Raw genomic sequence first — 798 nt, 5'->3', positions numbered from 1 at the left:
TGCGTGCTGTCAAGGGGTGAATGCGCCACTTCGACCGGGAGGTAGTTGTGACGCGTTGGACTCCGAAGGATGTTAAGGATGCTGCCGTTGAGCGAGTGGCTGCAGGCGAGGCAGTTAGCCTGGTCGCGCGTGATGTCGGTGTAGGCCCCGAATCGGTTTACGGTTGGTTGAGGGGAAGAGGTGTCGAACCTCCCGGCAGGCGTGCGAGTCGTTTGCGTGATCCGTTTGTCCGTGAGGCTGTTGGGTTGGTGCGTGCAGGTATGTCGATCAATCAAGCAGCACAAACTGTTGGAATATCGACTGGCGTGCTTCACAGCAGGTTAAAGAAAGCTGGTGTAATCGAAGTGCGGCCTAGACGCGCCCACTTGTCACCTGATGAACGTGCCCAGGCCGTGGAGCGAGTGCTTGCTGGTGAGAGCTGTCAGACAGTGGCTGATGCTATCGGTGTGCATCCTTCTACCGTGTATGGGTGGATAAGGAAGCAGCGGTATGCGAAGTTACGCCGGCAGCGACACCGTCGAACGCCTGATGAGGCGGTGGTGTCTTTGCCAGATACAGGCAAGAAGCTGGGTAAAGATTCTGTTATGCCAGCACCGATGAAAACTCAAGCCGTTGATGGATTTCCTAGCGCCGCTTTAGATAAACAGGGCGTGGTAGGGCGTGGTCGCAGGCTTACTGTTGAAGACCGTGTTGCTATTGAAGCGGGATGTCGTGTCGGTGATTCGGCACGAGCCATCGCGCAGAAAATAAATAGGCACCACAGTGTCGTCGCCCGTGAAATCACCCGTAATGGTTGGA

General features: G+C 56.0%; 2 pseudogenes. Both read left to right on the top strand.

What is annotated here, in order from left to right:
• Positions 1-20: 20 nt before the first annotated feature.
• A pseudogene (locus HMPREF2978_RS13540) lies at positions 21-434 on the top strand (helix-turn-helix domain-containing protein); the annotation flags it as partial.
• Between the two features lie 55 nt (positions 435-489).
• Positions 490-798 (top strand): annotated as a pseudogene (locus HMPREF2978_RS13405) (helix-turn-helix domain-containing protein); the annotation flags it as partial.

The sequence above is a fragment of the Corynebacterium sp. HMSC074C01 genome (assembly GCF_001814605.1).
Lineage (GTDB): Bacteria > Actinomycetota > Actinomycetes > Mycobacteriales > Mycobacteriaceae > Corynebacterium.
This window is presented reverse-complemented; position numbering and strand designations above follow the sequence as displayed.